The organism is Micromonospora sp. DT4 (assembly GCF_049841675.1).
In the GTDB taxonomy this organism is placed as follows: domain Bacteria; phylum Actinomycetota; class Actinomycetes; order Mycobacteriales; family Micromonosporaceae; genus Micromonospora.
Genome location: NZ_JBNCKT010000016.1, coordinates 23,860 through 46,226, shown reverse-complemented (window position 1 = coordinate 46,226; position 22,367 = coordinate 23,860). Strand labels below are relative to the sequence as shown.

The 22,367-nt window shown below is 72.3% G+C and carries 23 protein-coding genes and 1 pseudogene; 2 read left to right on the top strand and 22 right to left on the bottom strand.

Annotated features, from left to right (window positions below):
- Positions 1-14: 14 nt before the first annotated feature.
- Positions 15-1,196, top strand: coding sequence for an aminotransferase class V-fold PLP-dependent enzyme (locus tag ACLQ24_RS07905; protein WP_425890019.1), 1,182 nt, complete (start codon positions 15-17; stop codon positions 1,194-1,196).
- 111 nt (positions 1,197-1,307) lie between these two features.
- Here the strand turns inward: ACLQ24_RS07905 and ACLQ24_RS07900 are convergent.
- A pseudogene (locus ACLQ24_RS07900) lies at positions 1,308-1,907 on the bottom strand (murein hydrolase activator EnvC family protein); the annotation flags it as partial.
- A gap of 342 nt (positions 1,908-2,249) precedes the next feature.
- Between ACLQ24_RS07900 and ACLQ24_RS07895 the strand changes: the two are divergent.
- Positions 2,250-3,470, top strand: coding sequence for a sulfite oxidase (locus tag ACLQ24_RS07895; protein WP_425890017.1), 1,221 nt, complete (start codon positions 2,250-2,252; stop codon positions 3,468-3,470).
- Here ACLQ24_RS07895 and ACLQ24_RS07890 read toward each other — a convergent pair.
- The 21 genes from ACLQ24_RS07890 to ACLQ24_RS07790 all read right to left on the bottom strand — a co-directional run bounded on the left by ACLQ24_RS07890 (position 3,406) and on the right by ACLQ24_RS07790 (position 22,246).
- The gene (locus ACLQ24_RS07890; RefSeq protein ID WP_018218957.1) at positions 3,406-3,729 is read right to left on the bottom strand and encodes a DUF2469 domain-containing protein; all 324 of its coding nucleotides are present in this window, start codon (positions 3,727-3,729) and stop codon (positions 3,406-3,408) included. The two genes, ACLQ24_RS07895 and ACLQ24_RS07890, sit on opposite strands and share 65 nt — an antisense overlap.
- Positions 3,726-4,538 carry a ribonuclease HII gene (locus tag ACLQ24_RS07885; protein ID WP_425890016.1) on the bottom strand — a complete coding sequence of 271 codons (813 nt, stop codon included), beginning with the start codon at positions 4,536-4,538 and terminating at the stop codon, positions 3,726-3,728. Before ACLQ24_RS07885 ends, ACLQ24_RS07890 begins: the two co-directional genes overlap by 4 nt.
- The gene (locus ACLQ24_RS07880) at positions 4,532-5,053 is read right to left on the bottom strand and encodes an NUDIX hydrolase (protein ID WP_425890046.1); all 522 of its coding nucleotides are present in this window, start codon (positions 5,051-5,053) and stop codon (positions 4,532-4,534) included. Before ACLQ24_RS07880 ends, ACLQ24_RS07885 begins: the two co-directional genes overlap by 7 nt.
- A 56-nt stretch (positions 5,054-5,109) precedes the next feature.
- The gene (lepB, locus tag ACLQ24_RS07875; protein WP_425890014.1) at positions 5,110-5,745 is read right to left on the bottom strand and encodes a signal peptidase I; all 636 of its coding nucleotides are present in this window, start codon (positions 5,743-5,745) and stop codon (positions 5,110-5,112) included.
- A gap of 10 nt (positions 5,746-5,755) precedes the next feature.
- Positions 5,756-6,625, bottom strand: coding sequence for a signal peptidase I (gene lepB / locus ACLQ24_RS07870; RefSeq protein ID WP_425890013.1), 870 nt, complete (start codon positions 6,623-6,625; stop codon positions 5,756-5,758).
- A 181-nt stretch (positions 6,626-6,806) separates the two neighbouring features.
- Positions 6,807-7,163 carry a 50S ribosomal protein L19 gene (gene rplS, locus ACLQ24_RS07865; protein ID WP_030335223.1) on the bottom strand — a complete coding sequence of 119 codons (357 nt, stop codon included), beginning with the start codon at positions 7,161-7,163 and terminating at the stop codon, positions 6,807-6,809.
- Between the two features lie 142 nt (positions 7,164-7,305).
- Positions 7,306-8,079 (bottom strand): tRNA (guanosine(37)-N1)-methyltransferase TrmD, encoded by a 774-nt coding sequence (gene trmD / locus ACLQ24_RS07860; protein WP_425890011.1) that lies wholly within the window; start codon positions 8,077-8,079, stop codon positions 7,306-7,308.
- A gap of 11 nt (positions 8,080-8,090) precedes the next feature.
- On the bottom strand, positions 8,091-8,645 hold the full coding sequence (gene rimM, locus ACLQ24_RS07855; RefSeq protein ID WP_425890009.1) for a ribosome maturation factor RimM: 555 nt from the start codon (positions 8,643-8,645) through the stop codon (positions 8,091-8,093).
- Positions 8,645-8,905, bottom strand: coding sequence for an RNA-binding protein (locus tag ACLQ24_RS07850; protein WP_172862164.1), 261 nt, complete (start codon positions 8,903-8,905; stop codon positions 8,645-8,647). The genes rimM and ACLQ24_RS07850 overlap by 1 nt, the downstream gene beginning before the upstream one ends.
- Positions 8,880-9,350, bottom strand: a complete 471-nt coding sequence (gene rpsP / locus ACLQ24_RS07845; protein ID WP_425890007.1) for a 30S ribosomal protein S16 — start codon at positions 9,348-9,350, stop codon at positions 8,880-8,882. The genes ACLQ24_RS07850 and rpsP overlap by 26 nt, the downstream gene beginning before the upstream one ends.
- A 229-nt stretch (positions 9,351-9,579) precedes the next feature.
- A complete protein-coding gene (locus tag ACLQ24_RS07840) occupies positions 9,580-10,200 on the bottom strand; it encodes a DUF402 domain-containing protein (protein WP_425890044.1) in 621 nt (206 codons plus the stop codon).
- 37 nt (positions 10,201-10,237) lie between these two features.
- Complete coding sequence (gene proS / locus ACLQ24_RS07835; protein WP_425890005.1) at positions 10,238-11,644, bottom strand: proline--tRNA ligase; 1,407 nt, start codon at positions 11,642-11,644, stop codon at positions 10,238-10,240.
- A gap of 588 nt (positions 11,645-12,232) precedes the next feature.
- Positions 12,233-13,312 carry an amidohydrolase family protein gene (locus tag ACLQ24_RS07830; RefSeq protein WP_425890004.1) on the bottom strand — a complete coding sequence of 360 codons (1,080 nt, stop codon included), beginning with the start codon at positions 13,310-13,312 and terminating at the stop codon, positions 12,233-12,235.
- Positions 13,313-13,330: 18 nt separating this feature from the next.
- Positions 13,331-13,909 carry a Uma2 family endonuclease gene (locus ACLQ24_RS07825; RefSeq protein ID WP_425890003.1) on the bottom strand — a complete coding sequence of 193 codons (579 nt, stop codon included), beginning with the start codon at positions 13,907-13,909 and terminating at the stop codon, positions 13,331-13,333.
- A gap of 69 nt (positions 13,910-13,978) precedes the next feature.
- On the bottom strand, positions 13,979-15,535 hold the full coding sequence (gene ffh / locus ACLQ24_RS07820; protein WP_425890001.1) for a signal recognition particle protein: 1,557 nt from the start codon (positions 15,533-15,535) through the stop codon (positions 13,979-13,981).
- A gap of 109 nt (positions 15,536-15,644) precedes the next feature.
- Positions 15,645-16,301 (bottom strand): response regulator transcription factor, encoded by a 657-nt coding sequence (locus tag ACLQ24_RS07815; RefSeq protein WP_425889999.1) that lies wholly within the window; start codon positions 16,299-16,301, stop codon positions 15,645-15,647.
- The gene (locus ACLQ24_RS07810; protein WP_425889998.1) at positions 16,298-17,551 is read right to left on the bottom strand and encodes a sensor histidine kinase; all 1,254 of its coding nucleotides are present in this window, start codon (positions 17,549-17,551) and stop codon (positions 16,298-16,300) included. The genes ACLQ24_RS07815 and ACLQ24_RS07810 overlap by 4 nt, the downstream gene beginning before the upstream one ends.
- Positions 17,552-17,650: 99 nt before the next feature.
- Positions 17,651-17,881, bottom strand: coding sequence for a hypothetical protein (locus ACLQ24_RS07805; RefSeq protein WP_425889996.1), 231 nt, complete (start codon positions 17,879-17,881; stop codon positions 17,651-17,653).
- Between the two features lie 282 nt (positions 17,882-18,163).
- On the bottom strand, positions 18,164-20,440 hold the full coding sequence (locus tag ACLQ24_RS07800) for a [protein-PII] uridylyltransferase (protein WP_425889994.1): 2,277 nt from the start codon (positions 20,438-20,440) through the stop codon (positions 18,164-18,166).
- Between the two features lie 17 nt (positions 20,441-20,457).
- The gene (locus ACLQ24_RS07795; RefSeq protein ID WP_007456507.1) at positions 20,458-20,796 is read right to left on the bottom strand and encodes a P-II family nitrogen regulator; all 339 of its coding nucleotides are present in this window, start codon (positions 20,794-20,796) and stop codon (positions 20,458-20,460) included.
- 25 nt (positions 20,797-20,821) lie between these two features.
- Complete coding sequence (locus tag ACLQ24_RS07790; protein WP_425889992.1) at positions 20,822-22,246, bottom strand: ammonium transporter; 1,425 nt, start codon at positions 22,244-22,246, stop codon at positions 20,822-20,824.
- Between the last annotated feature and the right edge of the window lie 121 nt (positions 22,247-22,367).

Sequence of the window (22,367 nt, the reverse complement as noted above, 5' to 3'; positions counted from 1 at the left end):
GTTACGATCATCCGGTGAGTGCCCCGCAGCCCCCCGAGTCGATTCCGGGCGCCCGCCTGCTGTTCTCCCTGGATCCGGCGGTCAGCCATCTCAACCACGGGTCGTTCGGCGCGGTGCCGATCGGCGTGCAGCGGGCCCAGCAGCGGCTGCGCGACGAGATGGAGGCCAACCCGCTGCGCTTCTTCACTCAGGGGCTCGTCGACCGGATCGCGCACACCAGACGGCACCTCGCCGGGTTCGTCGGCGCGGACCCGGAGGGCAGCGCGCTGATCGGCAACACCACCACCGGCGTCGCCGTGGTGCTCCAGTCGGTGGGTCTACGCCCCGGTGACGAGGTGCTCAGCACCGACCACGGGTACGGGGCCGTGAGTCTGGCCATCGCGCGGGAGTGCCGCCGCACCGGCGCGGTCAGCCGGGTCCTGCCGATCCCGCTGGACGCCGGCGACGAGCAGATCGTGCAGACCATCCGGGCCGGCCTGCGCCCGGGGAGGACCAGGCTGCTCGTCGTCGACCAGCTCACCTCCGCCACCGCCAAGCTCTTTCCGACCGCCGCCATCGTGGGGGTGGCCCACGAGAGCGGTGTGCCGGTCCTGGTGGACGCCGCACACGCCCCCGGCATGCTCTCCGCCACGGTCGCCGGCATCGGTGCGGACTTCTGGGCGGGCAACCTGCACAAGTGGGGGTACGCCCCGCGCGGCACCGCCCTGCTGGCGGTCAGCCCGCCGTGGCGGGAACGGATCGAGCCGCTGGTGGTGTCGTGGGAGCAGGAGAGCGGCTTTCCGGCCCGGATCGAATGGCAGGCCACCCTCGACTACACCTCCTGGCTGGCCGCCCCGGCGGGCCTGTTCACGCTGCGCAGCCTCGGCGTCGACCGCGTGCGTGAGCACAACGCGGCGCTCGCCGCGTACGGCCAGCGGGTCGTGGGGGACGCGCTCGGCGTGCCCCCCGCCCAGCTGCCCGACCCCGGCGGACCGGGGGTTGCCCTGCGCCTCATCCCGCTGCCGGCCGGCACGGCGACCACCATCGAGGCGGCCCGGGCGTTGCAGACGCGGATCGGCGAGCGGCTCGCCGCCGAGGTCGCGGTGATGAGCTGGAACGGTCGCGGCTGGCTGCGGCTCACCGGTCAGGTCTACAACAGCGCCGACGAGTACGAGCGGCTGGCCATGCGGCTGCCTGCGCTGCTCGCCCAGCGCTGACCCCACTCCCGCCGCGCCGACCGCGAGCGGACGCGCCGGACCCGAAGACAGCCGAGCCGGTAGCGGGCGCACGGCGGCCATAGGCGGACGGCCCGGGCCCGGGAGCGGACGCACCGGCAGCAGGCGCACCGGGCCGAGGCCGAGCAGGGCCAACGGGTCGAGGTACTCCTCGCCTCGGCGTAGACCCCAGTGCAGACAGGCCACGGCCGGACATCCGGGATGCCCCGGCAGAAGCGCGCCCAGCGGCGTGCCGGCGCTGACCGGCTGGCCGGGACGTACCGTGGGTTGGACCGGTTCGTAGGTGGTCCGCAGGCCGTCGGCATGGCCCACGGTGACCACCGGTCGGCCGGCCACCAGCCCCGAAAAGAGCACCGTGCCCGGGCCGGCGCTGCGGATCGACGTGGCGGGCGGGACGGCCAGGTCGACGCCCCGGTGCCCGGCCAGCCACGGCTGCGGCGGCGGGTCGAACCGGCGCACCGGTCGCGGTGGGCCGTCGACCGGCCAGCGGTACCGCGCCGGCCCGCCGTCCGCCGCGACGGACACCGGGACCACGGCGGAGAGCCCGGCAGGCACGGGCACCAGCGCCGGCGCACCCAGCACCGCTGCCAGCACCAGCGCCAGGTCGCAGAGTTGAATGGTCAGCGCCAGTGGGAGCAGGGCGCTGAGCAGCACGGTTCGGCGGATCGATCCGGTACGCGGTGACGGTCGCATGCCGCCAGGCTCCGACCGCACGAGGGCCCGCCGCCACCCCTCGCGGCGAGGCTGTGGACAACCGATGGTCCTGTGGACGACCACCCGGAGCGTCCGTTGATCTGCTACGGCCGGCGCTGGGCCCAGGCCCTGTCTGATATGAACTGGCCGGCCTGCGGCGGGCCCGGACGACGACCGGCGGCCTTGCGGTCACGTCCGGATACGACACCGGCATCCGGACGCCACCGCGCCCTGCCGGATCGCCGCGCGGCCTCCGCCTCGGCTCGACCGCCCTCATGGAACAGAGCCTAGGCTGGGCCCGCGTGCAGTGTCCTGCCGCCACCGGGACCGGGGAGGCCCCGCATGACCACTGTCGACGACCGGGGGCCGAGCGTGGCCGACGTGAGCGGCCCGTCGCGGCTCGCCGAACCGGACGAGGCGATCAGCGCCGACGAGTTGCAGCTTGCCGCCCGCAACCACGGCATTCCCCTGGAGGCGCTGCGCTACGACGTCACCCCGGCCGGACTGCACTACCTGCTGATCCACTACGACATCCCGGAGCTGGATCCGGCGACGCACGCGCTCACCATCGGCGGCGCGGTCGAACGGCCGACGACCGTCAGTCTGGCCGAGCTGCGTGAGCGGCCCCGGGTCACCCACCGGGTCACCCTGGAGTGCGCCGGCAACGGTCGGGCCCTGCTGCACCCCCGGCCGGTGAGCCAGCCGTGGCTGGTCGAGGCGGTCGGCAACGCCGAGTGGACGGGCACCCCCCTCGCTCTGCTGCTGCGCGAGGCGGGTCTGGGCCCGGATGCGGTGGACGTGGTCTTCACCGGCGCCGACCACGGTGTCGAACGCGGGGTCGAGCAGGACTACCAGCGGGCGCTGCCGGTGGCCGACGCGCTACGCGAGGAGGTGCTGCTGGCGTACGAGATGAACGGCGCTCCCCTGCTGCCACAGCACGGCGCGCCGCTGCGGCTGATCGTGCCGGGCTGGTACGGCATGGCGCACGTCAAGTGGCTGCACTCGATCGAGGTCCGGACCGAGCCGTTCGAGGGCTACCAGAACGCGGTGGCCTACCGGCTGCGCCGCGACGCCGACGGCCCGGGCGAGCCGGTCACCCGGATCGAGCCGCGTGCGCTGGTCCGCCCGCCGGGCTTCCCCGACTTCATGACGCGCCGTCGGGTGCTGCGGCCAGGACCGTGCACGGTGGACGGTCGGGCCTGGTCGGGGCACGCGCCGGTGGTGGCGGTGGAGGTGAGCGTCGACGGCGGGGCGAGCTGGGCGCCGGCCGAGCTCGACCCGGCGGCGGGCGGGGAGTTCGCCTGGCGGCGATGGCGGTACGAGTGGACGGCGATGCCGGGCCGGTACGTGCTCAGCGTCCGGGCGGACCCAGCCGGTCGAGCAGCCGTGGAACCGTGGCGGTTTCGCCAACAATCTGGTGCAGCGCGTCGAGGTCGTGGTGCCGGCCGAGTGACCGGTGGGTCAGCCGCGGGTGGGGGCCCGTGGCGCGACCGGCGGGTCAGTTGCCGAAGCCGGAGTCGGCGGGCAGGGAGATGTCGGGCTTCTCCAGCTCCTCGACGTTGACGTCCTTGAAGGTCATCACTCGGACGTTCTTCACGAAGCGGGCAGGACGGTACATGTCCCACACCCAGGCGTCGTGCATCTCGACCTCGAAGTAGACCTCGCCGTCGGAGTTACGCACGTGCAGGTCGACCTGGTTGGCCAGGTAGAACCGGCGCTCGGTCTCCACCACGTAGGAGAACTGGCGGACAATGTCGCGGTACTCCCGGTAGAGCTGCAGCTCCATCTCGGTCTCGTACTTCTCGAGATCTTCCGCGCTCATCGCACTCCGCCTTCCATGACCACATCTTCCCCCACCGGCGCCGAAGGCCGAGGCTGCTCGCCCAACGCCACGCCGACGGTACCCCCTGACGCCCACGAGTGCCCCATCGGCTCGTCCGGGGCCGGGCCGACGGGCCGCCGGGCGCGCGGTGGCCGGCCGTCGCGACCGGAGACCGTGGCGACATTGACGTACGAGAAGCGATGTTCCCAACACGGCCCGTGCTCGCGCAGCGCCGCGCTGTGCTCCGCGGTGATGTACCCCTTGTGCTCGGCGAACCCGTACGCCGGGTACGTCCCGTCCAACTCCACCATGATCCGGTCCCGGGTCACCTTGGCGAGCACGCTGGCCGCCGCCACGCAGGCAGCCACCCGGTCGCCCTTCCACACCGCCAGCCCCGGCACACCCAGGCCGTCCACGCCGAAGCCGTCGGTCAGCACGTACTCGGGCCGGGTGGTGAGCGAGGCGAGCGCCCGGCGCATCGCGGCCAGGTTGCACACGTGCAAACCCCGGGCGTCGACCTCGTCGGCGGGGATGACCACCACGGCGTACGCCAGGGCGCGGTCGACGACCTCGGCGTACACCCGCTCCCGGCTGGCCGGGGTGAGCAGCTTGGAGTCGGCAAGGCCCTCGATCTCGCCGCGTCGCCCCTCGGGGAGCACGGCGGCGGCGGCGACCAGCGGCCCGGCGCACGCGCCCCGGCCGGCCTCGTCGGCGCCGGCCACATGCCGGAAGCCGCGCCGTTGCAGCGCCCGCTCCAACGCGTAGAGCCCGGCCTCCCGGCGCACGACGGTACGCGGCGGGGTCAGCACGACGCCTCGGCAGCCGGCGGCAGGAGACGGGCCAGCAGGTCGGGCAGTTCGGGTGGGTAGTACCGCTCACCGCTGGCGGCCAGCTCGTCGGGCAGCCACCAGCGGTGACCGGCGATGCTGCGCTGCTCGACGTCGTTGAAGCCGATGGTGTCGACCTGCCACGCCGGCACCCGGAGCAGGAAGAAGTCCTGCTCCTGGCGGTACCAGTCGCCGTCGAACGGGAACTCGGTCGCGTCGGACCAGACGGGCTCGCCCAGGTCGGCGGGCTCGACCCGTAGCCCGGTCTCCTCGGCCAGCTCCCGGGCCGCGCCGCGCGCCGGGGACTCCCCCTCGTCGAGCCCGCCGCCCGGAGTGAACCAGTAACGGTGCTCCGGGCGGGCCGGATCGAAGCCGTGGAACAGCAGGATCCGGCCCGCCACGTCGACGAGGAGCACCCGGGCCGCGCGTCGAAGGGTGTAGGCACGGTCGGCACTGTTCGCGCCTGCGGGGCTCGCAAGCTCACTCTTCGCGCTCACGGTCACCGCACCAGCCTGCCAGACGGGCGGCCGATCGCCCATGCCCCCGCCCGGTTCTACGGCTTGGGAATGCCGTCGAACTGGTCGGGCACCGTCAGCCAGGTGGCCCGGCTGACGGGCCAGAAGACGGTGAACGCCCGCCCGACGACCTCTTGCTCGGGGATCGTGGCCTCGGTGATGTCCTGCCCGGACTGCTGCCAGTGCTCCAGCGAGTCACCGGACGCCGACCGGTGGTCGCCCATCACCCACAGTCGCCCCTTCGGCACGGTGATGTCGAACTCCTGGTCGGCCGCCTTGTCCCGCACGCCGTCGATGGAGAAGATGTACGGCTCGTCGAGCGACTTGCCGTTGATCATCAGGCGTTCCTGCGGGTCGCAGCAGACCACGTGGTCGCCGCCGACGCCGATCACCCGCTTGATGAAGTCCTCGCCGTCGGGGTTGCCGCTCCACTCGGTGGGTGCCTTGAACACGATCACCTCACCGCGGTGCGGTGACCGGAAGTCGTAGACCAGCTTGTTGACCAACACCCGGTCATCGATCTTGAGAGTGTTCTCCATGGACGGGGACGGGATGAAGAAGGTCTGCAGCACGAAGGCGCGGACCAGCACCGCGACCAGGATCGCCACACCCAGCAGGATCGGCAGCTCCTTCCAGAAGGAGCTACGCGGCTTGTCGGTCTGCTCGTCAATCACGCCAAGGAGCCTACGTTGCCGGGCCGGACGTCATCGTCCGGAACGCGCGGGAACCCTTCAGCGCGGCCGTCAGCGGGAGAATCAGCAGCACACCGCCCTGCGGGGACGGACGGGCCGGCGGCGCACCGGAGGAGGCCATGGCCGGCGCGGCCACGTCGTCGAACGTCGCCGGCACCGACAGCGCCGCCCAGCGCGACGACGGCCAGACCACCATGAACGCCCGGCCGACGACGTTGTCGATGGGCACCGGCCCCTGGCAGCGCGCATCCTGGGAGACCTCGCGGTGGTCGCCCATCACGAAGATCTGACCCGGCGGTACGACCACCTCGTCGAAGCGCCGGGATCGGCACTCCTGCGGGTTCGGCGGCAGATCCAGTGGCGAGTCGCGCAGCACGTACGGCTCGTCGAGCGGGGTCCCGTTCACGGTGACCCGCCCCTGGGAGTCGCAGCACTTCACCCGGTCACCGGGCAGGCCGATCACCCGCTTGATGAAGTCCTTCTCGCCGGGGCGGCTCACCCCGACCAGGTCACCGACTGTCCGGGCGAGCTTTCCGGCGAACCCGGGCTCCGGCTGCTCGTCGACCTGCGGCGCCCAGCGGTCGGTGCCCCGGAACACCACCACCTCGCCGCGCACCGGGTCACGGACGTCGTAGACGACCTTGTTGACCAGCACCCGGTCGCCGATCAGGAGGGTGTCCTCCATCGAACCGGACGGGATGAAGAACGCCTGGAGCAGGAACGTGCGGATCAGCACCGCGAGGCAGAAGGCCACCACCAGCAACAGCGGAAGCTCCTGCCAGAGGGGCATCTGGCGGCGGCCACGGCGGACCCGCCGGCGCCACGGATCGACGGTGCCGTCGTCGTCAAGCGTCTGCACCACGCCACTCCCCGGTCCGCAGAAACACCACCGCCCGGGAGCCTCGTCGAGGCTCCACGGGCGGTTGTGGACGGCTGCCCGCCTCAAGGGCGGGGCCACCGCCTGGCTGCGCCCGTACGCCCAGGGTAGTGCGGTCTGGTCGGTACGGCATACGCGCAGCTCGGGCGGCGTGGCGAACGGGAAGTCAGCTGGGCTGCTTCTCGCGCTTCTCCTTGATCTTGGCCTTCTTGCCGCGCAGCTCGCGCAGGTAGTAGAGCTTGGCGCGACGCACGTCACCGCGGGTCACGACCTCGATCCGGTCGATGCCCGGGCCGTTGAGCGGGTAGGTCCGCTCGACGCCGACACCGAAGCTGACCTTGCGGACCGAGAAGGTCTCGCGCAGACCGTCACCCTGGCGGCGGATCACGACGCCCTGGAAGATCTGGACACGAGACCGGTTGCCCTCGACGACCCGCGCGTGCACCTTGACGGTGTCACCGGCACGGAAGTCGGGAAGGTCGGTCCGCTTCGACTGGGCGTCAAGGGCGTCCAGGATGTTCATCGCTGCGTCCTCGTAAGGCTCACGGCGCACCGTCACTCGGTGCGCGGGTGGGTGATTCTGATCCCCGGGTGGCGGTCGGCGGGCCGACCCGGTCGGGGATCCTCGCAGCCGCCCACGGGCGCGGACGGATGCGGCAACCCCCCTACTTTGCCACATCCCCCGGCGGCGGCTGAAATCCGGCCCGCTCCAGCGCCGCGATGTCCCGTTTGTCGAGCCGCTCGGGCGGCAACGCGGCCAGCAGGTCCGGGCGCTGGGCCGCGGTCCGCAGCAGCCCCTCCTCGCGCCGCCAGCGCGCGATCTTGCCGTGGTCGCCGGAACGGAGCACGTCCGGCACGTCGTGCCCGCGCCAGCTCGGTGGCTTCGTGTAGATCGGCGCCTCCAGCAGGCCGTGCGCGTGCGACTCCTCGTCCAGCGAGCCGGCGTTGCCCAACACCCCGGGCAGCAGTCGGGTGACCGCCTCCAGGACGACGAGCACCGCCACCTCGCCACCGAAGAGCACGTAGTCACCGAGCGACACCTCGGTGACCGGCATCCGGGTGGCGGCGTGCGTCAGGACCCGCTGGTCGATGCCCTCGTACCGGCCACAGGCGAAGAGCAGGTGCGGCTCGGCGGCCAGCTCGTGGGCCATGGCCTGGGTGAACGGCACACCCGCTGGCGACGGCACCAACAGCCGGGGCGGCGTGGCCTCGGCCGGGGCGAGCGCGTCGAGCGCCGCACCCCACGGCTCGGGCTTCATCACCATCCCCGGGCCGCCGCCATAGGGGGTGTCGTCGACCGTACGGTGCACGTCGTGGGTCCAGGTCCGCAGGTCGTGCACGGCGAGCTGGAGTACGCCGTTGGCCCGGGCACGGCCGATCAGCGACAGGTCCAGCGGGGCGAAGTACTCCGGGAAGATCGACACGACGTCGACGCGCATGCGGGGTGGCCCTAAAGATCGAGCAGGCCGGCCGGCGGGTCGACGACCACGCGTCCACCGGCCAGGTCGACCTCCGGGACGATCGCCCGGACGAACGGGATCAGCGCGGTACGCCCCTCGGGGCGTCGCAGCACCAGCAGGTCGGACGAGGGCGCGTGGTCGATGCGGGCGACCTCGCCCAGGCGCTCGCCGGCCAGGGTGACCACGGCCAGACCCACGAGCTGGTGGTCGTGGAACTCCTCCGGGTCCTCCGGAGGCTCGACGTCGGCGCTGTCCACCACGAGCAGCGTCCCGCGCAGAGCCTCGGCGGTGTTGCGGTCCAGGATTCCGTCGAACGCGACAAGCATCCGGCCCTGGTGGAACCGGGACTCCTCGATGGTCAGCTCGGCCGGAACCCGGAACACCACGCCCGGCTCGTTCACCGGCGCAGGCGGAACCGCCCCGGGTTCGGTGCGCAGCACCGAACCCGGGGCGAACCGCGCTTCGGGCTCGTCGGTCCGCACTTCCACGGTGACCTCACCGCGGACGCCGTGCGGCTTGCCGATCCTTCCGATGACGAGCTGCATCAGTACGAGTCGACGATGTCGACGCGTACTCCGCGCCCACCGATGGAGCCGATCACCTGACGCAGCGCCTTGGCGGTCCGGCCGGACCGCCCGATCACCGTGCCGAGGTCCTCGGGGTGCACGCGGACTTCCAGCCGCTTGCCCCGACGGGAATCGACCATCCGGACCCGGACGTCGTCCGGGTGGTCGACGATGCCCTTGACCAGGTGCTCCAACGCGGGACGCAGAGGCATGTCAGGCCTGCTCACCGGCGTCGGCAGCGGGGGTCTCGGCCGGAGCCTCGGTCGCCGGAGCCTCGGCAGCCGGAGCCTCGGCAGCCTTGGCGGCCTTCTTGGCCGGCTTGGCCGGGGTCTCCGGGGCGAGCCCGGCGGCGGCCTTCGCCTCGGCCTCGTACGCCGCCTTACGGTCGGCCCGCTCGGCGGCGACCTTCAGCGGCGGCGGGGCCGGCAGGCCCTTGAACTTCTGCCAGTCACCGGTCAGCTCCAGCAGCCGCTGTACCGCCTCGCTCGGCTGGGCGCCGACGGACAGCCAGTACTGGACCCGCTCCGACTTGACCTCGATGATCGAGGGGTCTTCCTTGGGCTGGTACACCCCGACGAACTCGATCGCCCGGCCGTCACGCTTGCTGCGCGAGTCGGCGATGACGATGCGGTACTGCGGGTTGCGGATCTTGCCCATCCGCAGGAGCCGGATCTTTACGGCCACAGTTGTTTCGCTCCTGTTGCGATCTCACCAGCCCAGGCGGGCGGTGTGCATGGGTGAGCGCCGACCGGACCCGTGGGGTTGGGCCGGAGACTACTCGGTGGACTGGCGACGTGCCCGGGTTAGAGGGCGCCGGACGCGCGCCGGATACCAGCGACCCATTCTGCCAGATCCGACGCCGATCCTTCGCATCGGACCCGGACACCACGTCACCGGTGATCCGGAACACCTCTCAGCGCACCGGCGGGCGGTCCCACCCTGGCGGCAGTTCGCGCGGTACGTCCCAGTTTGCCGGCGGAGTGAAGTCACACCAGGTGCCATCGAACGGAAACTCTCCGGCCTCGGCGAGCGCGATCACCCGCTCCCCCTCGGCCCGGACGGCCTTCTCGTCGGTCACCCAGTAGTCGGTCCCGAAGGCGAGCCGCTCGACGAACTCGTCCTCGTCCTTCCACTGCCAGCTCAGGTCCGGACGTACCACCACGTCGAGGTCCTGGTCCACCACGTCGACGCCGGCCACCGGGCCGTCGTCCCAGCGGACGCCGTGCTCCTCCAGGTTGACGTACCAGTGGGCGAACCGACCCTGCGCGTCACGGAACCACCACACCGAGTGCGCCGCCCCGGTGGGCAGGAACTTCAACAGCGGCGGCCCGTTCCATCGGCCGTGCGCCAGCCGGTACGACGACGAGACCCACTGGGCGAACGGCATAGCCCGCATGTTGAGCCCGGCCTCGGTCACCTCGTGAGCCACCGGGGAGTCCCGGGCGATCCAGACCAGCAGGCCCCGCTCGTCGTCGCTGACCACCCGCCCCGGGCGCACCCATCCGATCCGGCCGTGCCGCACATTGCGGTGCATGATCAGCCGGCCCGGCTGGAACCGGTCGACGAGCACCTCAGTAGGCGCGGGCGAGGATGGCGACCAGGTCGGGCTCGTCCTCCGAGTCCGGCACCGAGCCGTCGGCCCGCAACAGGCAGCGCACCGTGACGCCCTGCCCGTTCGCCTCGGCCTCGCCGGCCACCCCGACCGCCGACCACGGCACCCGCGCCCAGCCGGTCGCGGCCGCCTCGATCGCCTCGGCGAGGGTCGCGACCTCCACCGTCCGCGACTCGCGGTTGGCCAGCGCCTGGTCGTGCAGCACCTGCTGGTCGGCCTCCAGCGCCGCCAGCACCGCGCCGACCACGTCGGCCACCGGCGTCGGGGACTTCGACCCGTCCGTACGGCGCACCACCGTCGCGTTACCGGCGGCCAGGTCGCGGGGACCGACCTCGACGCGTACCGGATAGCCGCGCAGCTCGGCGTCGACGGCCCGGCGGCCGAACGCGGTGTCGGTCCGGTCGTCGAGCGCGACCCGGACACCGGCGTCGCGCAGGCCGTCGCGCAGCTTGGCCGCCGCCTCCGCGACACCCTCACCGTCCTTGACGACCATGATGTACGCCTGGATGGGCGCCAACCTCGGCGGCACCCGCAGGCCGTTGTCGTCGCCGTGCGCCATGATCAGGCCACCGAGCATGCGCGTCGACGTGCCCCAGGAGGTCGTCCAGGCGTGCTCCCGGCCGCCCTCCTTGGCCGAATAGCTGATGTCGAACGCCTTGGCGAAGTTCTGACCCAGCTCGTGGCTGGTGCCCAGCTGGAGCGCCTTGCCGTCGCCCATCATGCCTTCGCACGTGTACGTGGCCGTCGCCCCGGCGAACCGCTCGCGGGCCGTCTTCAGACCCACCACCACCGGGATGCCCAGCACGTTGACCATCAGGTCCTCGTACGCCTCGTGCAGGATCCGCCGCGCGTACGCCCGGGCGTCCTCGCGGGTGGCGTGCGCGGTGTGCCCCTCCTGCCAGAGGAACTCACTGGTCCGCAGGAAGATCCGCGGGCGCAGCTCCCACCGGACCACGTTCGCCCACTGGTTGAGCAGCAGCGGCAGGTCCCGGTACGAGTCGATCCACTTGGCCATGAACTCGCCGATCACCGTCTCGCTGGTGGGACGCACCACCACCGGCTCGGCGAGCTGCTTGCCACCACCGTGGGTGACGACCGCCAGCTCCGGGGAGAAGCCCTCGACGTGCTCGGCCTCCCGCTTGAGGTAGCTCTCCGGGATGAACAGCGGGAAGTACGCGTTCTCCGCGCCGGCCGCCTTGATCCGGGCGTCCATCTCGGTCTGCATCCGCTCCCAGATGGCGTAGCCGGCCGGTCGGATGACCATGGTCCCCCGGACCGGGCCGTTGTCGGCCAGCTTCGCCTTGGCGATCAGGTCCTGGTACCAGCGGGGAAAGTCTTCCGCACGGGGAGTGAGCACGCGAGCCATGACCGCACATCCTATGCGCCGTGTGACGCACCGCCGCGCCCGGGAGGCGTCGCGCCCTCCACGTGTCGGTGTCGCGCCTCCCACCTGGCCGCGCCGCCGAGGCCAACGGATCGCGGCCAGGGGGCGGACGGGCCACGCGTAGAATTCGACCATCATGACTGCGATGACGGGCTCACCGCGCCAGCGGCTTCGGGACACGATCGTGGACGCGGCCCGCGCGCGGACCATCGCCGCCGGCTGGGACGCGATACGGATGGGCGGGATGGCCACCGCCGCTGGCATGAGCCGACAGACGCGTCTACAACGAGTTCGGCAGCAAGGCCGGCCTGGCCGGCCGTCCACCTCTTCACCGCCGTCGCCACCTCGCGCCGCTGACCCGCTCGCCCCGCTGCCCCGCGCCCCGCGCCCCGCTCGCCCCTCGCCCCTCGCCCCGCGCCCCGCGCCCCGCGCCCCGCGCCCCAGATCTTCACAACTTCACCGATGTTGCTGCCTCAGACGCGCCGGAAGCAGCAACATCCCTGATGCTGCGCGGATCTTGGGCGGCCCAGCGCCGCCCAGCTCGGCCCAGCTCGGCCCAGCGCCGAAGGGTCAGCGCACCACCCGGCCACGCAGGATCGTGCGGGACGGGGCACGGACGACCCGCAGGTCGCGGCGTGGGTCCTCGGGGTAGACGGTCAGGTCGGCGAGACCACCCTCGACCAGCCCGGGAAAGCCGAGCCATTCCCGGGCGCCCCAGGAGGCGGCGGCGAGCACGTCCTCGGCGGGCATGCCGGCGCGCTCGTGCAGCAGCAGCATCTCCTCGGCGGCCAGCCCGTGGTCGATGCCACCACCGGCGTCGGTGCCCACGTAGATCGGCACGCCAGCCTCGTGGGCGGCCCGGACCACCTCGGGGAAGCGGTCGCGCAGCGCGAGCATGTGCTCGGCGTACCCGGGGAACTTGGGCCTTGCCTGCTCGGCGATCCCGCCGAAGGTCGCAATGTTGATCATCGTGGGGACGAGCGCGGTGCCCTGGCGGGCCATCTCGTCGATCAGGTCGAGGCTCAGGCCGGTGCCGTGCTCCACCGAGTCCACACCGGCGCGCACCATGATCTCGACGGCCGACTCGGAGAAGGTGTGCACGGCGGCGCGTACCCCGGCGTCGTGCGCGGCCCGCACGGCGGCGGTGAGGGTGTCCGCGTCCCAGGCCGGCGCGAGGTCGCCCACGCCACGGTCGATCCAGTCGCCGACCAGCTTGACCCAGCCGTTGCCGGCCTTCGCCTGCGCGGCGACCGTCGCGGCCACCTCGGTGGCGTCGATCTCCACGCCGATGTCACGCAGGTAGCGCTTCGGGGGCGCGACGTGCCGGCCGGCACGGGCCAGTCGCGGCAGGCCGGGTTCGTCGTCAAGCTCGGGGTACGGGTACGGCGAGCCGGCGTCCCGAATCGCCAGCACCCCGGCTTCCCGGTCGACGTGGGCCAGGTCGCGGGCCTGGTCGAGTGACGTGATCGGGGCGCCGCCACGGGCGATGCCGATGTGGCAGTGCGCGTCGACCAGCCCCGGCAGCACGAAACCGCCGTCCACGACGGTCTCCGCGTCGGGCACGGGGGTGAAGGTCACCCGGTCGCCGACCAGCCAGAGGTTCCGCGCCTCGTCGTCGGGGAGCAGCACGCCGCGCACATGAAGGGCCATGCGCACAGTCCTACCCGATCACTCCTCGTCGGGAGCGAGCAGGTCGTTCTTCCGGCTGGTCAACGCCGGCAGGTCGACGGAGACCTTCCACGGCCGCTCGGTGACGAACAGATCCTCGGTGTGCGCGACCTGCTCGTACTCGCGGTTCGCGCCGAGCGCGTACTCGGTCAGTGTGACGCGTTCCTGCAACGGGTCCACCACCCAGTAGGACCGGATTCCGGCGTGCGCGTATACCTTCGCCTTGTCGTACATGTCGCGGAAGCTCGAGGTCGGGGAGACGACCTCCACGGCGAGCAGGGCGTCCTCGACCGGGACGGGCGACCGGTTGGCGTGCGTACGGCGGATGACCACCACGTCGGGGCGCGGCTCGTTGCGCCGGTCGACCCGCATGGACAGGTCGATGCTGACCAGATATTCCGGCGGGCAGTTGACGCGAAGCGTGAGCAGCAGCTCGACGCAGAACTCCTGGTGCACGGCAGTCGGCGACGGCACGATCAACCTTCCGTTGATCAGTTCGTACGGAAGGTCCTTCGGCAGGTCACCGAGGTCGTCGACCGTCCACTCGTGCCGTTCGGGCAGGATCGGGGCTGCGGTCATGACATCTCCTTCCAGGGGGGCGACCTCACCCTAAGTGCCGGATCAGTCGCCTGCCGTCACCGACACGCGTCAGCGCGGGCCCTTGTCGCCACCCTTGCCGAGCTTGTTGAAGTCGATCTTCGGGAGCTTGAAGCCGGGCGGAAGGCCCTGACCGCCGGCGAGGTCGTTCGGGTCCATCCCCGGCGGAAGCTGCGGCATGCCACCCGGGAAGCCACCCGGCATTCCGGCACCGGCACCCGTACGCGGCCGACCGCCACCCTTAGTGCCCTTGCGCTTGTTCTTCGGGCTCTTGGTCGCCTTGCGCCGGCCGCCGGGCAGGCCCATCATGCCGCCCATCTGCTTCATCATCTTCTGCGCGTCGGCGAAGCGGTTGAGCAATTGGTTGACGTCCATCACGGTGACCCCGGAACCGTTGGCGATACGAGCCCGGCGGGAGCCGTTGATGATCTTCGGGTTGGTCCGCTCGCCCGGGGTCATCGAACGGATGATCGCGGTGACCCGGTCGAAGTGGCTGTCGTCCAGGTCGGCGAGCTGATCCTTCATCTGCCCCATGCCGGGCATCATGGCCAGCACGTTGGCGATCGGGCCCATCCGCCGTACCGCGATGAGCTGGTCGAGGAAGTCGTCCAGCGTGAACTGCTCCCCGCCCATCAGCTTGGCGGTCATCTTCTCCTTCTGATCGGAGTCGAAGGCCTGTTCGGCCTGCTCGATCAGAGTGAGGACGTCGCCCATGCCGAGGATCCGGCTGGCCATCCGGTCGGGGTGGAAGACGTCGAAATCCTCCAGCTTCTCGCCGGTGGACGCGAACAGGATCGGCTGCCCGGTGACCTCACGGACCGACAGCGCGGCGCCACCACGGGCGTCGCCGTCGAGCTTGGAGAGCACCACGCCGGTGATGCCGACGCCGTCGCGGAACGCCTCGGCGGTGCGGACGGCGTCCTGACCGACCATCGCGTCGATGACGAAGATGACCTCGTCCGGCGAGACGGCGTCGCGGATGTCGGCGGCCTGCTGCATCATCTCGGCGTCGATACCGAGGCGACCTGCGGTGTCGACGATGACGATGTCGCGGGCGGCGCGCTTGGCGTGCTCGATCGAGGCGCGGGCCACCTGGACCGGGTCGCCGGTGCCGTTGCCGGGCTCCGGGGCGTACACCTCGACCCCGGCCCGGCCACCGAGCACCTGGAGCTGCCCGACGGCGTTGGGGCGCTGGAGGTCGGCGGCGACCAGCAGCGGCTGGTGCCCCTGGCCCTTGAGCCAGCGGGCCAGCTTGCCGGCCAGGGTCGTCTTACCGGAACCCTGGAGGCCAGCCAGCATGATCACCGTCGGCGGCTGCTTGGCGAACTGGAGCCGTCGCCCCTCGCCGCCGAGCACCTTGATCAGCTCTTCGTTGACGATCTTGACGATCTGCTGGGCCGGGTTGAGCGCCTGGGAGACCTCGGCGCTGCGGGCGCGCTCCTTGACGGCCGCGATGAAGCCCTTGACCACCGGCAGCGCGACGTCCGCCTCCAGTAGCGCGAGGCGGATCTCGCGCGCGGTGGCGTCGATGTCGGCGTCGGTGAGCCGTCCCTTGCCGCGGAGCTTGGTGAAGATCCCGGACAGGCGGTCACTCAAGGTGTCAAACACGCGAACATCCCGTTTGTCAGTGTTCCGGCGGGCACAACGCGGCCGGCACTGCGGAGTCCGGCCACCGCTAGGGTAGCCGCCCCGCCGCAAGGCCGCTGGCGGCCCGGCCTCACCCCGAGACCAACCCCGATTGGTACGCGAAGACGACGAGCTGGGCCCGGTCCCGGGCTCCCAGCTTGCCCATCGCCCGGCTGACGTGTGTCCGAGCGGTCGCCGGGCTGACCACCAACCGGGCGGCGATCTCCTCGTTGTTCAGGCCCTCCCCGACCAGGCCCACCACCTGGCGCTCCCGGTCGGTGAGGGTGTCCAGCCGAGGGTGCGGACGGGGCGCCCGCGACGGACGGGTGGCGAACTCACGCACCACTCGGCGCGTCACCGACGGCGACAGCAGCGCCTCCCCCTCGGCGACCAGCCGGATCGCGCGCAGCAGCTCCGGCGGCCGGGTGTCCTTGGTGAGGAACCCGCTCGCGCCGTGGCGCAGCGCGTCGAAGACGTACTCGTCCAGCTCGAAGGTGGTGAGCACCACCACCCGCGTACCGGTCAGCTCGGGGTCGGCGACGATCCGACGGGTCGCCTCGATGCCGTCGATGCCGGGCATCCGGATGTCCATCAGGACGACGTCGGGCCGCTCCCGCCGGGCCAGCTCCACCGCCCGCAGCCCGTCGGCGGCCTCACCGACGAGCGCCAGGTCATCCTCGCTCTCCACCAGCGCGCGCAGCCCGAGGCGGACCAGGTCCTGGTCATCGGCGATCAGCACCCGAATCATGTGGAAGGCCCCACCGGCAGCCGGGCCCAGACGCGCAACCCGCCGCCTGGACGCGGTCCGATCGTCAGCCGCCCGCCCAGCGCTGCCACCCGCTCCCGCATGCCGGCCAGACCGTGCCCACCGATCTGACCGCGCCCACCGATCTGACCGCGCCCACCGATCTGATCGCGCCCACCGGCCTGACCGGCGGCCACGTCGAGTCCGCCGGCCGCGTCGAACCGGCCGGCGGCCCCGACACCCCGGTCCGTGACCTCGACGGTCAGCTCGTCGGCCCGGTAGCCCACGGTCACCTCCGCGCTCGCCACCCCGGCGTGCCGCAGCACGTTTGTCAATGCCTCCTGCACCACCCGGTACGCGGCCAGGTCCACCGCCGCCGGCAACTCCCGCGGGTCACCGTCCAGGCGTAGATCGACGGCGAGACCGGCGCCCGCCAGGCGCTCGCACAGCGCGGGGAGTCGGGCCAAACCGGGCACCGGTTCACGCTCCGCGCCTCGCCGCACCGCCCCCAACGTGACCCGGAGTTCGTCCAGCGCCTCCCGGCTGGTGCGGCTGATCGCGGTCAGGGCCACCTCCGCCTGCTCCGGCCGTTTCGGCAGCAGGTGCAGAGCGATCTCCGCCTGCATACTGATCGCGGCCAGCCCGTGTCCCACCACGTCGTGTACCTCCTGAGCGATGCGCAGCCGCTCCTCGTCGGCCTGCCGCCGGGCCAGCGCGGCGCGCTCACGGGCCTGCTCGGCGAGACTGCGGGCCTGCTCGGCGAGACTGCGGGCGGCGGCCTCCCGGTTGACGCGCACCGCCACACCCGTGGCGAAGGGTACGACCGCCCAGGCCGCCGCGGGGAGCACTCCGGCCCAGCCCGGCGACGGGCCGCGCGACCAGAAGACGTGCGTCACCAGCACGACGAACGCGCCGCCGCTGGCGAGCGCGGCCGGGCGCGTCGGCAGGCGTACCGCCACGGTGTAGACGGAGACCAGGAAGGCGAGCAGAACAGGCCCGTACGGATAGCCCAGCACCAGGTACACCGTGGTGGCCAGGGTGACCACGACGAGCGTGCCGACCGGGGCGTACCGGCGGCCGACCAGGGCCAGCGTGGCGACCGCGAGCACCACGCGGCAGAGGGCGTCCACCGGCCTGGACCCCGGCTGGTTGTCCCCGGCCGGGCCCGTCACGAGTTGCCCGAACCCGAGCAGCGCCAGGGCGAGCACGGTGTCCGCCACCGCGTCCCACCCCCGCCACCCGTTCCCTCGCATGGCCGCCATTCTGCCCGCGCCGACGCCTCCCGACGTGCGTCCACGAGCGGCACCGCCCCTACGTCCCGCGACGTACCCCGCCTACGCCCACGGCTACGGCTACGCGCCGCAGGTGGCGGGCGGTGGGCGGCCGGTGGCGGGCGGCGGGTGGCAGGCGGCGGGCGGCGGGCGGCCGGCGGCCGGTGGCGGGCGGCGGGCGGCCGGTGGCGGGCGGCGGGCGGCCGGTGGCGGGCGGCGGGCGGCCGGTGGCGGGCGGCGGGCGGTGGGCGGTGGGCGGTGGGCGGTGGGCACCGACGAAGGGCGGGCGGGCGAGGGGCGGCGGGCGGACACCCCAACGAGCGTGATGACTCTGAGGCATATTTATGCCTCAGAGTCATCACGCCGCACAGTGACTTGGCCCTGGACGACCACGGCCCCAAGGCTGAACGCACGCCACCGGACTGCGACCCATAGCGCCCGGTCACCGCAGGCGACGCTACCCGCGAAGCGACCGGAGCTTCCGCTAAGCGACCTGGGCTACCACGAAGCAACCGGGGCTATCGCGAGGCGACCGCCGCGAGGCCGTCGCGCGCTACGAGCGAGACCGTCGCAGGCCAGAAGCGAGGCCGTCGGTCAGACGGCGGCGAGGACGGCGGCCTCGAGACGGGCCCGGGTGGCGTCGTCGGGCCAGCCGCCCACGAGGTAGAAGGCGTCCACGACGTCCGCGCCGAGGGTGGAGATCCGCGCAGCCCGGACCAGAGCGCCCGCCTCGTCGAGCGCGCCGGCCACCCGATAGAGCAGCCCCGCGGCGTCGGCCGCGCGCAGTTCGAGCAGGACGGCGTCGGTGGCGGCCTCGCGGTGCCAGACGACCCGCGGAGCGGCGCCGCTGCCTCGGGCGGCGAGCGCACGACCCCGCAGCCGTTGGATGACGGACACGTCGCCGGCGACGGCACGGCGCAGGTCGGCGCGCAGCGGGACCGGGTCGGCCGGCAGGCCGTAGCGGGGTTGTACCCGGCACTCGACCAGCGCTCGACCGTCGACCACGGAGGCGTCCGCGGAGAGCACTTCCAGCCGGTGCAGGGCGAGGCAGCCGGCCACCGTGGCGAGCAGTCCCCGCCGGTCGGCGGCGGCCACCGCCACCCGGTCTCCGGTCAGGTGGACGACCGGCAGGGGCCCGGCCAGCAGCGCCGGGTCCGGGGCCGGGGGCTCGGGCAGCACACCGGTGTCCAGGGCGGTACGGACGCGGGCGACGAGTTCGGCGACCAGTCGCCCCTTCCAGTCCGACCAGGCGGCCGGGCCGGTGGCGGCGGCGTCCGCGCATACCAGGGCGTGCAGCAGGTCGAGCGTGCCGGTGTCGCCCACCGCCTCAGCGACCGACGCGATGGTCACCGGGTCGGCGAGGTCCCGGCGGGTGGCCACGTCGGGCAGGAGCAGGTGCAGTCGGACGAGCGTGCCGATCAGCGCCACCTCCGGGGCGGGCAACCCGACCCGGGTCGCCACCGTCTCGGCGAGCGGCACCCCGACGGTGCTGTGGTCACCGGGAAGACCCTTGCCGATGTCGTGCAGCAGGGCGCCGAGCAGCAGCAGGTCGGGGCGGTCGACCTCGCGGGCGTGCCGGCTGGCCTCGTGGGCGGCCTGTACGAGGTGCCGATCGAGGGTGTAACGGTGCACCGGGTTGTGCTGCGGCAGGCTGCGCAACCGGGTCCACTCGGGCAGCCAGCCGTCCACCAGCCCGTACCTGTCGCAGGTCTCCCACGCCGGCACCAGGCCGGGACCGGCGCCCAGCAGCGTGGTCAGCGCGGCCCGGGCCTCGGCCGGCCAGGGCGCGGGCAGCGGGGGGGAGTACGCCGCCAGCCACTCGCAGGTGGCCCGCGCGATCGGCAGCCGGGTCGTGGCCGCCGCGGCGGCCACCCGCAGGGACAGACTCGGGTCGGGGCGTGCGCCGATCGCCGTCCGGGCCAGCACCAGCTCTCCGTCGTGCTCGACCACGTCCCGGGCCACGGGCCGGCGGACGGGAGTGCCGTTCCCGCCCCGGGAGCGGCCCGAGCGCAGCCGGTCGGCGGCGCGGAAGGCGTCATCGAGGGCGTGGCTGACCGTGCGGGCATCCCCGGCCACCCGGCGCAGGAGGGCGTCGCCGTCCTCCACCCCGAGCAGCGCGGCGACGCCGTCGCGTTCCTGGGCCACCAGCCGGTCGACCCGGCGGCCGACCTGCTGGTGCAGGGCGTCACGTGTGTCCAGCAGCCGCAGGTGGGCGGCGCGGACGGCGGGGCGCAGCGCGTCGGTGATCCCGGCGGCGGAGATCGCGCGCAGCAACCCCACGTCACGCAGCCCGCCGGCGGCCTCCTTGAGGTCACCCTCGAGAAGGAAGGCCAGCTCGCCGTGGGCCTGCCAGCGGGCGACGGTGACCTCCCGCAGACCCGGAAGCTGGCGGACGGCGGTCCGCCGCCAATGATCGGCCGCGGTGCGGGTCAGGGCGTCGGCCAGCGCCTGATCGCCGACCACCAGGCGGGCGTCGAGCAGCCCGAGGGCGACCTTGACGTCGTCCTGGGCCACCGAGAGGGCTTCGGAGATGGTCCGCACCGAGTGGTCCAAGCGCAGACCGGCGTCCCAGATCGGATACCAGACCGAGGCGGCCAACTCGTCCGTGCCGGGCACTCCGGCGTGCAGCAGCACCAGGTCGAGGTCGCCGTAGGGGGCGCACTGCCGTCGACCCAACCCCCCGACGGCCATCAGCGCGACACCGTCACGCGCCGGCAGCAACCCGCGCAAAAACTCGTCGTACGCGGCCGCCCGCGCCCGGCGGGCGGCCTCGCCGATCCCCCCGGGTACGCCGACGACCTCGTTGATCAAGCGGTTCGCGTCACCGTTGTCGGCGTTTCCTGACGCGTTCTTCTTGATCAACGAGGTCATGTCGGTCGTGGTCCGGATCAGAGAGCGTCGAGGCCGCGCTCGCCGGTACGCACCCGGACGACCTCTTCGACACCAGTGACCCAGACCTTGCCGTCGCCGATCTTGCCCGTACGGGCGGCGCCGACTATGGCGTCCACGATCTTTTCCACGTCGATCTCGTCGGTGAGCACCTCGACCCGGATCTTGGGCAGGAACTCGACCGTGTACTCGGCACCCCGGTAGACCTCGGTGTGCCCCTTCTGCCGTCCGTAACCCTGGACCTCACTGACGGTCAACCCGGCCACGCCCAGGGCGTGCAGAGCTTCCTTCACCGCGTCCAGCTGGTACGGCTTGATGACCGCGGTCACCAGCTTCATGTCCAACCCCTCCATCTAAGGAACGTTAACCGGCGACCTTGGCGCTGACCGGCTCGGTGGACTCGGTCTCGGGCATGGCGGCGCTCGGCGCAACACCGGGGGTGCCGATGCCGGCCATCGCGAACGCGCCACCCGTGCCGCCACCGGCCGGGGACAGGTCGTAGCTGCTCTCGGCGTGCTCGGCGATGTCGATGCCCTCGACCTCGGCCTCACCCTTGACGCGGAAGCCGATCGTCTTCTCGATGACGAAGGCGAGCACCCAGGCGATGCCGAACGACCAGGCGGTGACGATCAGGCCGGCGAGGGCCTGCCGACCGAGCTGGGTCACGCCGCCACCGTAGAACAGGCCGTCGGAGGCCCCGACCACGTCGCTGATCGCGGCGTTGACCGAGTTGGTGGCGAACAGGCCGAGCCAGAGCGAGCCGATCCAGCCACCGACGAAGTGCACGCCGACGACGTCGAGGGAGTCGTCGTAGCCCAGCTTGTACTTGAGGCTGACAGCGAGCGCGCACACCACACCGGCCACGATGCCGAGCAGTACGGACGCCCACGGGGCGATGAAGCCACAGGCCGGGGTGATGGCGACCAGGCCGGCGATGGCGCCGGACGAGGCACCGACCATCGTCGGCTTCCGGTCCTTGATCCACTCGACCGCGATCCAGCCGAGCACGGCGGCGGCGGTGGCGAGCTGGGTGTTGATGAAGGCGAGGCCGGCGACACCGTCGACGGTCAACTCCGAGCCGGCGTTGAAGCCGAACCAGCCGAACCACAGCAGACCGGCGCCGAGCGCGACCAACGGGATGTTGTGCGGCTTCATGCCCTCACGGGGCCAGCCGAGACGCTTGCCGAGCACCAGGGCCACGGCCAGGGCCGCCGCACCGGCGTTGATGTGCACCGCGGTGCCACCGGCGAAGTCCAGCGCCTTGATGTGCAGCCCTTCGGCGCCAGCGCCGATGAAGCCGCCGCCCCACACCCAGTGGGCGACCGGGAAGTAGACCAGGGTGGCCCAGCCGAAGGCGAACAGCAGCCAGCCGGCGATCTTGGCCCGGTCGGCGATGGCGCCGCTGATCAGCGCGACGGTGATCACGGCGAAGACCATCTGGAACGCCATGAACACGTAGAGCGGAATGCCGATGCCGCTGGGGTTCTCCGCCGTGGCGCCCCACAGGTCGGACTCGGCGAGGAAGGTCTTGGTACCGAGGTACGTGCTCGGGTCACCGATGATGCCGCTCTGGTCGGTGCCGAAGGCGACGCTGAAACCGTAGAACCACCACAGAACAGAGATGAGCCCGATGGCCGTGAAGCTCATCATCATCATGTTGAGTACGCCCTTGGCCCGGTTGAGGCCGCCGTAGAACAGCGCCAGTCCAGGGGTCATGAGCAGCACGAGCGCGGTCGAAACCAGCAGCCACGTGGTATTGGCGCCGTCGATCGTCGGTGCTTCAGGCACGCTGGCCTCCTAAGGTGAAGTCCTCCTTTGCGGCTTTCCGGGGCAGCGTCGCCCGTAGGCCGGTTGCGCGGAAGCTTTGTTGCCTGCTGTTTCACCCAGGGTCCCGTGCGGGTTTCCAATT

Excerpts from the sequence above, each read along its gene's own strand:
- ACLQ24_RS07890 (WP_018218957.1), bottom strand. The coding sequence starts at position 3,729 with ATGAGCGCGGAAGATCTCGAGAAGTACGAGACCGAGATGGAGCTGCAG.
- ACLQ24_RS07840 (WP_425890044.1), bottom strand. The coding sequence starts at position 10,200 with ATGCACCGCAATGTGCGGCACGGCCGGATCGGATGGGTGCGCCCGGGG.
- ACLQ24_RS07895 (WP_425890017.1), top strand. The coding sequence starts at position 2,250 with ATGACCACTGTCGACGACCGGGGGCCGAGCGTGGCCGACGTGAGCGGC.
- ACLQ24_RS07810 (WP_425889998.1), bottom strand. The coding sequence starts at position 17,551 with ATGCGAGGGAACGGGTGGCGGGGGTGGGACGCGGTGGCGGACACCGTG.
- ACLQ24_RS07815 (WP_425889999.1), bottom strand. The coding sequence starts at position 16,301 with ATGATTCGGGTGCTGATCGCCGATGACCAGGACCTGGTCCGCCTCGGG.
- trmD (WP_425890011.1), bottom strand. The coding sequence starts at position 8,079 with ATGCGCGTCGACGTCGTGTCGATCTTCCCGGAGTACTTCGCCCCGCTG.
- ACLQ24_RS07830 (WP_425890004.1), bottom strand. The coding sequence starts at position 13,312 with ATGGCCCTTCATGTGCGCGGCGTGCTGCTCCCCGACGACGAGGCGCGG.
- rplS (WP_030335223.1), bottom strand. The coding sequence starts at position 7,163 with ATGAACATCCTGGACGCCCTTGACGCCCAGTCGAAGCGGACCGACCTT.
- proS (WP_425890005.1), bottom strand. The coding sequence starts at position 11,644 with ATGGCTCGCGTGCTCACTCCCCGTGCGGAAGACTTTCCCCGCTGGTAC.
- rimM (WP_425890009.1), bottom strand. The coding sequence starts at position 8,645 with ATGCAGCTCGTCATCGGAAGGATCGGCAAGCCGCACGGCGTCCGCGGT.
- ACLQ24_RS07800 (WP_425889994.1), bottom strand. The coding sequence starts at position 20,440 with ATGACCTCGTTGATCAAGAAGAACGCGTCAGGAAACGCCGACAACGGT.
- ACLQ24_RS07795 (WP_007456507.1), bottom strand. The coding sequence starts at position 20,796 with ATGAAGCTGGTGACCGCGGTCATCAAGCCGTACCAGCTGGACGCGGTG.
- ACLQ24_RS07825 (WP_425890003.1), bottom strand. The coding sequence starts at position 13,909 with ATGACCGCAGCCCCGATCCTGCCCGAACGGCACGAGTGGACGGTCGAC.